The following is a 9,050-nucleotide window of genomic DNA, read 5'->3' on the forward strand; positions in this document are numbered from 1 at the left end:
ATAGTTTCTTGCCTTTACAAATTCCACTTTCACGAACCATTCAAAATGTAAGAATTCGAGTAACAGTAACACATCCAGACGTGAGCCAATTAAGAATGAAACTTATATCCCCCTATGGAACTGAGGTTTTACTCTTTACTTCAGACTCCCAAATAACGGGGACTGATATGGTTAATACTGTTTTTACGGATACATCAACAATACCTATCGGTTCTGGTTCTTCTCCCTATACCGGAGAATTTGCTCCTGCTATGCCTTTATCATCTTTTAGTGGAGAAAATATGTCGGGTCTTTGGACGCTTCAGGTTGCAGATGCTGTTTCGGGAGACCAGGGCAGAGTAGAGGAATGGGCGTTAATATTTAACGCATGTGAAGGCGAAGGAACTTCCGAAGGAACCATAGAAGGGACGCAGGAAGGAACATCAGAGGGAATTCCCGAAGGAACCATAGAAGGACAGGTAGAAGGCGAAATACTACCTTACCATAATTGTGATTCGAATGGGAATTGGCGGATTGAGTTAGTTGAACTTCTGCGTGTAATTCAATTTTATAACGCAGGGGGCTATTCCTGTAAACAGGGAACGGAAGACGGTTTTGCACCTATTCCAAATGGACCCAGAAATTGCACCAATCACTCTGCAGATTATAATCCCCCAGATTTTCAGATAAATTTGAATGAGATTTTGCGTGTCATTCAGTTATTTAATAGTTTCGGCGGATACTATCATCAAGACCCAAATACTGAAGATGGTTTCGCTCCAGGACCTGCATAGTTTTTAATCATATACTTTTATGACACAGCCAGAAGATGGATTTCTCCCATCGCAAGTGCTATTTTAACAGGACCTTTAATATATTCTCTTGTTTGAAATGTTTGATTTCCTATTTTTATAACCACTTCTGGATAAAGATGTTTTCGTGCAATGGCTTGGGGTAAAGCCTTTTTTCTGGATTTTTCGACTAATTCGTTAATTTTTTTGTCCAATTCATCGATACTTTCTTTTATTGTTTTTGCCTGTTGAACAAGTTTTACATAAGCATCTTTCGCATCTTGGGGTAATGATTGCCAGCGATTTTGTAAGGGCTTAATACCTTTTACTATCTTTTCCAATAGTTCTTCCTTCTCTTTTTTTTCATCCTCAAAAGGTTTAAGGTAGCGAGGTAAAAAATAATCTTCCCCCAGAACTAATGTTGTTTTAATACACGCTTCGCTCCCTAATTGGTCTGCTTTAATTTCACCCAAAGCGATAATCTCTCCTCCTACAATTCTTCCTCCAACAATTACAGGTCCCCGAGAACGAACAAAAGACTGGTCAATTTCTTTTCCTACATATACCCCCTCTTCCGATTCTGCAAGCAAGTTCAGAAAATATTTTGCATTTATTGTACCCTTCGCGATTACTTTTTTTTCAAAGCCACCAGTGATACCGCCAAAAACTAATAATTTCCCTTTGGTAGTTATATCTGCTTGTTCCACATAGCCCTTTATTTCTATATCGCCTTCTGCATAAACAACACTATCTGATTCGACATTTTTATTAATTACCAAATATCCCAGATGATGAATGTTTCCCGTTTCTAACCCCACGCTCCCTTGAATTTCTAAAAAATTATCTACATGAATAACATCATCTTCTAATCGAAATCTACCATCTATTACTGCATAGAAATAAGTATTTGTTTCATTTGCTTTTACATTTTTACCTGCTCTTAAACGAATGGGTTTGGGTTTTTGAGCTGGAATTACTTTTCCAAATACATCAACCCCATCTTCTCCTTCTTTGGGAAGAATAATAATTGCTAATAGTTGTCTCGCTTTTACATTTAATTTTGCCTTAGGTTTTCGGTAATCCATCATTCCCGTTTCGGGGTCTATTTCAAAACCTTCAGCAAAGAAATCTTGCTGCCACTCAATTCTTCCTTCAACAGGTGGTGTCGGGTGCTTCCCACGCAATAATATAATGTTTTCAAAAATTTCTTCTTTCTCAATAATTTCTAAAAGACGATTCTTTGCATTTTCTATAATACCTGGTTCAAGTATTTTTTCTTCTTTCAATTTTCCTTCAAGGAATTCTAAAAGTTCATCCTTTTTCCAACCACGAATATCACCGCTTATAAGCATTTGCATTTTGTCATCAGAAACTCTAAGTAAAAGAGGAATTGTAGGTTTATATTTAAATAATTCTTTTTCTTTTTTATCTTCCGTTTGTTTTTCTGATTTATTTATATTTATTTCATCATTCGGCATATTTGATTTCTACACAATATAATTTTAGTCTATTTATTATTTTAGTCAATTTTTTATTATAAAACCAAATAATTATTTTACTTTGTCAATCCATATTTCTTTATTATTAATTCCGAACTTATTCGTCCTGATTCATAAATAGTGGGTAAACCACTTCCTGGATGTGTTCCCCCGCCAACTAAATAACAATGTTCTACTTCTTCAAATTTATTGTGTGGTCGAAAATATAACATTTGCATTAAATTATGTGCTAAATTAAAAGTAGCCCCATTGAATATCCCCATATTTTCCCAGTCTGATGGAGTTATACAGTATTCTTGTTTTATATGTTTTTCTATATCTTTCATTGATGTCCGCTCTTTAATCCTTCCTATGACCTTATTTCTATAGTCCTTTTTAATATTATCCCAATTAATTCCAGAGGTATTATTTGGAACAGGAACGAGTACATATAAAGCAGAATGTCCTTTAGGTACTAATGTAGTATCTGTAATGCTTGCATTGCGGATATAAAATGAAAAGTCTTCTGAAAGAATTTTCTTATTAGCTATTTCATCTGTATTCTTATGATAGTCTTCGGCAAAGTGTATTGTGTGATGGATTTCATCATACAATTTGTCCACTCCAAGATACAACATAAAGGTAGAACAGGAATATTTTTTCTTTTGTAGATTTTTTATGGAATATTTTTTTAATATACCCGGTTCGAAGAGAGAGCTCATAGCATAAGCAAAATCCGCATTTATAATAATTTCATCTGCTTCTACTTTCGTTCCATCTTCTAAAACGATACCCTTAGCGGTTTTGTTTCTTACTTCTATTTGCTTTACTTTCGCATTGGTATATATCTTTCCACCTAATTCTTGAAAAGCCTTTGCCATAGCAGAGGAAATTTCGGACAAACCGCCTTCCACATGGTATATTCCAAAATTATGCTCTACAAAAGCAATCATAGCAAATGCTCCTGGACACTTCCAAGGAGACATCCCTAAATATTTGCTTTGAAAGCAAAAACAAATTTTTAAATTTTCATCCTTAAAATAGTCGGTAAGAACATCATTAACCGTTCTTCCTATTGCCAGATGAGGAAGAGCTCTAATTAAATCTTTTCCTACCATATTAAAAGCAGAAAGGTACGGTTTTTGCAAACATTTTTCCATATATTTAAACCGTATTCCTTCTCTCTTCATGAAATTTTCAAATCCTTTTTTCGCACTCGGAAAAATTTTCTCTATTCTCTGAGCCATTTCGTTATGTTTATCTGTAATATCCAGATGAAAATTTTTAAATGCTAAGCGATACATTGGGTCTAAACGAGTAATTTTTAAATAATCATGGACATTCTTACCTGCTAATTGGAAAACCTGTTCCAATATATATTTCATCATTAGAAAAGTTGGACCTAAATCGAACTTATAATCTCCTAAAATAAGGCTTTTATTTCGTCCTCCGATTGATTCGTCTTTCTCATATATGCTTACCCTAAAACCTCTACTTGCAAGTATCATCCCTGCAGTTAATCCCCCGGGTCCTGCACCTATAATTAGGATATGTGGAGTTTTCATATTACTATCTCCTTTAACTCTTTTTCATTATCAAGGTATTTGCTCACCCATTATTATACGCAAAACTGTATTCGCTTGTAGGTTCCCTGCAATACCAACTCGTGGAGCCATCAATCCAACTCCGGGTCCCGTAGAATTTTCTTCATCTCCAACTACATATAAGTATGATGTTACTTTTCTTACTTTGAGTGAATTTGAAGAAAAATAACCTGCTAAACCCGATGCACTTACAATAGGTTTATCTGGAAAATATTTATGGAAATTTTCAATTAACATCCGTTTTCCTTCTGCAGTATCAAAAGCCTCAACAAGTATATGGACATCTTGAAATAATGACCTTATATTATCTGGATTTATTTTTTCTCTATAAGTTTTTACCTCTACATAAGGATTAATTTTTTGAATAATTTCTTTTATAGCATCCGTTTTATACATTCCTATATGTTCTACAGAATACTGCTGTCTGTTTAAATTACTCGGCTCAACTACATCAAAATCTACCAATACTAATTTACCTATGCCGATACGAGCCAGAGCAATTGCTACAGTAGAACCTAAACCACCTAAACCTGCTATTCCAATAATGCTTTTTTTTACTTTTTCATGAACTCCTGGACTATGGCGTGCTACCATCAAATATTCCAATTCATTATAAGAAGGAATTTCTCCCCGTTTAATAAATACTATATGGTCTTTATCCTTTACTTCTTTTATTAAATCAGTCTTATTATTTACAGGAAAACCGTTCCATATTATTATATCCGCATCCGGCTTATGTTTCTCCTTTATCTCTCGTAACGATGTCCCTTCTACAACTTCATATTCTCTTTCGTTAATAAAAATGTATATCATTTTTTCGCTTAAACTTTCTTACGAAATAATTTCATCCTTCCTCGATATGTATCAATAATAACTGCTAAAATAATGACCATTCCTGTAATAACTCGTTTCCACGGCTCGGGAACACTTATTTGCACAAGACCTACTTCCAAAGTAGCAATAATAACAACGCCTAACATAGTTCCGATAATAGAACCTTTTCCGCCACTAAGGCTATTTCCCCCAATTACAGCCGCAGCAATCGCAGATAATTCATAACCAATACCTGCATTAGGGTCCGATGAACTTAGTCTTGCACAATGTAGTAAACCTGCAAGAGAAGCCAGAAAACCTGATAGGATATATACACTTAATAAAACTTTTCTTACATTTATACCTGACAAATGTGCTGTTTCTTCTTTGGCTCCTATTGCAAAGCAATGTCTTCCCCATGGGGTATAAATCATTAGAAAGTGGATGAACAAGACAACAATTAGGGCTAATAATAGAGGGAAACGGATACCCATTATATTGGGTTCTGCAATTATATCCAGTTTCGAACCTAAATATTGTGTGATTGAGTTAGTAAAAAGATAGGTCAAGCCTCTTCCTGCTTCCAACATACCTAATGTTACTATAAAAGATGGAATATGCCACTGAATAACAATAAATCCATTTATCAATCCACAAAGTATCCCTATAAAGAAACACGCAAAAATTGCAGAAGCAAGTGAATAGTCTTTGGTCAGTAAAATACCCAATACAGCACCCGATAAACCTAATACAGAACCTACGGATAAATCAATCCCTCCTACAATTAGAACAACAGACATTCCTGTTGCTAAAAGTAATATATGAGGAATTTGATTAACAATTGTAACGAATGTGGAATAAGTAAAAAAATATTTAGATTTGATACTAAAAAAGGCTATTAAAAATAAAAGAGCAACAATTAATCCTATTTGTTCTTTTAAAAAATTGATTATATTGGTTTTCATAAGAACAGCCTATTTTTTTACGACTAAATCTACAGGGGTTTCTTTATCTTCAGGCACTTTCCCTGTTTTCAAGCATTCTAATGCATACTCAATTCCAAAAACAGCCAATTGGTCTGCATGTTGGTCCGCTGTAGCCAAAAGTTCACCTTTTTGTACCAATTCGTTTGCAGCAGAGATATTATCAAACCCTACGACTTTGACTTTATCCATAAAATTTCCTGCCTTTAATGCAGAAATGGCTCCTAATGCCATACTGTCATTAGCACAGAAGATACCCTTTATTTCTGGTTTTTCGGTCATTAAAGCAGAAACAACTTTATTTGCTTTTGACATTTCCCAGTCCCCATTTTCATCTGCAACAAGGTTTAACCCTTTTTCTTTAATCGCATCTAAAAAGCCCTGCCTTCTCTGGATAGCATTATATGCCGTTGGGACACCATTAATTACTGCAACCTGGTCACCTTCTTTTAAAGATTTTGCGAGATAAAGTCCCACTTCTTTGGCTCCTTTACGGTTATCAGGTCCTACAAAGGGAATTTTAATTTCGTTTTGTTGAAGCACTTCTGCATCAAGACGATTATCTATATTAATTACAATTATCCCTTGTTTCAATGCCCTTTTACATACAGGGACTAATGCTTTGGAATCTGCCGGTGCAATAACAATAGCATCCACTTTTTGTCCTATCATAGTTTCAACAAGTTGCACCTGACGATTAATATCCAATTCATCTTTAATTCCTTCAACAATTAAATCGTATTCTGATGAATTATTTTGATGATGTTTTCGGGCTCCTTCTTCCATAGTCTTAAAAAACTCATTTGCGAGGGATTTCATAATTAATGCAATTCGCGGTTTCTTTACTTTTTTTTCTACATCTTTGTTATCGGCAGTTTTCCCACATGAAACATTCAAAATACCCAGAGAAATTATTATTAAAAAGGTTAAATAAGTTTTGGGCAGATTACAATTTTTTGTTTTCATTAATCTTTCTCCTTGCTTTTATTTACCATGCAGTTCCATATTTACTTGCTAACAAATCGGCTGTATAGGGACCTTCTGAACCAAAGGGATATATAACAGGCTGAATTCTCTTTTTTTCTAATTCTAACAAAACAGGACTGAATATATCCCATGCTGCTTCTAATTCATCTGAACGGATAAATAAACTCTTATCCCCGCGTATTACATCTAATAATAGCAATTCATACGCATCGGGAACACGGGTTTCAAAAGCAGATTCGTAGGATAAATCAAGATTGGATTCACCCAGAACAAGTGATAAACCTGGAATTTTGTTCACAATTTTCAAAGCTATCATCGCATTGGGTTGAACTTGAATTAATAATTCATTGGGGGTTAATTGGGGTGCAGTTTCTGTGAATATATTTCCTGGAACTTCCCGAAATTGTATTTTTATTTCCGTTGTGCGTTTGGATAATCCCTTTCCTGCTCGAATTAAAAACGGAATACCGTCCCATCTCCGATTTTTGATAAATAGAGATACTGCTGCATAAGTGGGAGTAATTGAGTCTTTAGGGACGCCTTCTTCATCACGATAGCCATGTTTCATTTCACATTTTTTACACTGTAAAATACCCGGTCCGTATTGACCCACGACTAACTGAGAAAGCGTTATGGGAGGAATACATCTCAGGACTTTAACTTTTTCATCCCGAATATAATCTGCTTCCAATCGTATGGGTTGTTCCATTCCTACCAGTGCTAAAATTTGAAGCAGGTGATTTTGCATAACATCACGAATAATTCCATATTCATCAAAATATCCACCTCGACCTTCTATACCGATGTCTTCCATCCAAGAAATACGAACATTTTGTATATACTGGCGGTTCCAGAGGGGTTCTAATATTAAATTTGCAAAACGAAGTATCATTAAATTTTGAATAACCTCTTTAGCAAGGTAATGGTCAATACGATATACCTGCTCCTCACGGAACACCTTTTGCAAACCTGCAGTTAATTCATCTGAACTTTCTCTGTCCCTCCCGAATGGTTTTTCGACTACAACCCGTGTCCACACACCTTGTTCTTCCTGAGTGTGAATGAGATTGGAATGGGCAAGGGCATTTGAAACTGGTAAGAATAAGAAGGGAGGGATAGCAAGGTAATATATTTTATTCGATAAATGTCCTTCTTCTAATTGTCGAATTAAATCTCCCATCCTTTCATAATCCTGAAACTCATCATATCTTCCTCTACTATAGAAACATCTTTTCAGAAATTCATCTAAATCAGAAACAGGCATGTTCTCTTTCAAAATAAAGGCTTTAATTTTTTCGCGAAATATTTCGTCATTCATTTCTGTTCGCGAAAAGCCTATAATTCGGAATCTTTCTGGTAACAATTTTTTTTGAAATAGTGCATAGAAGGCAGGAAATATCTTCCGTAAGGACAAATCCCCGGAGGCTCCAATAACAACTATTGTTAAATCCTTTAAAAATGACGATTTCTGTAGCATAAATCAACCCAAACTTTTCTTATTGTTTATTACTTGTTAAAACTATTACAATACACTTTAATTAAGTTAAGTTAAAATTATAACAATATTATTCCTATAAAACATTTAAAAACAACCTTTGGAAATTATTTTACAGGAGAAAAGAAAATGAAAAAAAATAATCGGGCTATTTGGCTATTGATTGCCGTAATTGCAACAGTTTTTATATCTTGTGGCAAACAGACAGAAAACAAGCCTTTAAAAGAAACTCAGATGTATGGTTCTGAGAAACACCTACCCGCTCGAAAATTATTGTCTTTTCTACCTCAACCTGATGCTCTTGCATTAGTCAGTCCATCTATCGAAAACATTGTCAATTCTTTTTTTAAGATAGATAATTTCCGTGATAACGAGATTAGTAATTCTTTAAAAAAAGACCCCACTTTAGGCTATATAATAAAAGAGGACAAAGAAAAAACAATTGAAAATTTGAAATCTCTTGGGGTAAATATCAATAGTCCCTGTGCTTTCTTTTATACTTTAGATGATAAATGGGAAGCGGTCATTTCTGGAGAAAATATAAATTCCTTACAAAAAATCTTTCCTGATGCAAAAAAAACTACATTAAAAACATCCTGGTTCTGGTTTATTTCGGGAAAATTATCGGCTTATTGGGATAGCAAATCAAATATCGGATTTACAGAACATAATGGATACATCATTCTTTCCAATAACATTGATTTGATTACTAAGTCCATTTCAGGAAACACTCCTCCCCCATCGTTTCATTATGGATTAGATGGCAAACCTGTAATTAGCTTAGACGAAACGGCTATACTTTTATCTATCTCGGATGAGTTAAAAACGATACTTAATAATCCCAAACAACCTTTTGAGCCAGCATGGTTAAAAGCACTTCTTCTTGTTCTTGGGACAGAATATGACGAAATATGTGTTAT

The 9,050-nt window shown here is 34.6% G+C and carries 8 protein-coding genes; 2 read left to right on the forward strand and 6 right to left on the reverse strand.

The features are described from left to right. A partial coding sequence (locus PLA12_11685) for a proprotein convertase P-domain-containing protein (GenBank protein HOQ33158.1) occupies positions 1-773 on the forward strand: 773 nt, incomplete at its 5' end. 17 nt (positions 774-790) lie between these two features. Here PLA12_11685 and PLA12_11690 read toward each other — a convergent pair. The 6 genes from PLA12_11690 to zwf all read right to left on the reverse strand — a co-directional run bounded on the left by PLA12_11690 (position 791) and on the right by zwf (position 8,112). Continuing rightward, positions 791-2,248 (reverse strand): FapA family protein, encoded by a 1,458-nt coding sequence (locus PLA12_11690; GenBank protein ID HOQ33159.1) that lies wholly within the window; start codon positions 2,246-2,248, stop codon positions 791-793. 77 nt (positions 2,249-2,325) lie between these two features. Continuing rightward, positions 2,326-3,813, reverse strand: coding sequence for a phytoene desaturase family protein (gene crtI / locus PLA12_11695; protein ID HOQ33160.1), 1,488 nt, complete (start codon positions 3,811-3,813; stop codon positions 2,326-2,328). Positions 3,814-3,843: 30 nt separating this feature from the next. Beyond that, positions 3,844-4,665 (reverse strand): sulfur carrier protein ThiS adenylyltransferase ThiF, encoded by an 822-nt coding sequence (thiF, locus tag PLA12_11700; GenBank protein ID HOQ33161.1) that lies wholly within the window; start codon positions 4,663-4,665, stop codon positions 3,844-3,846. 8 nt (positions 4,666-4,673) lie between these two features. Continuing rightward, positions 4,674-5,630 (reverse strand): ABC transporter permease, encoded by a 957-nt coding sequence (locus tag PLA12_11705; protein ID HOQ33162.1) that lies wholly within the window; start codon positions 5,628-5,630, stop codon positions 4,674-4,676. 9 nt (positions 5,631-5,639) lie between these two features. Then, positions 5,640-6,614 (reverse strand): sugar ABC transporter substrate-binding protein, encoded by a 975-nt coding sequence (locus PLA12_11710; protein ID HOQ33163.1) that lies wholly within the window; start codon positions 6,612-6,614, stop codon positions 5,640-5,642. A gap of 22 nt (positions 6,615-6,636) precedes the next feature. Then, positions 6,637-8,112 carry a glucose-6-phosphate dehydrogenase gene (zwf, locus tag PLA12_11715; GenBank protein HOQ33164.1) on the reverse strand — a complete coding sequence of 492 codons (1,476 nt, stop codon included), beginning with the start codon at positions 8,110-8,112 and terminating at the stop codon, positions 6,637-6,639. Positions 8,113-8,259: 147 nt separating this feature from the next. On the opposite strand from zwf, the gene PLA12_11720 reads away from it, so the two are divergent. Beyond that, a partial coding sequence (locus PLA12_11720) for a hypothetical protein (GenBank protein ID HOQ33165.1) occupies positions 8,260-9,050 on the forward strand: 791 nt, incomplete at its 3' end.

The organism is Candidatus Hydrogenedens sp., from assembly GCA_035378955.1.
GTDB lineage: Bacteria > Hydrogenedentota > Hydrogenedentia > Hydrogenedentales > Hydrogenedentaceae > Hydrogenedens.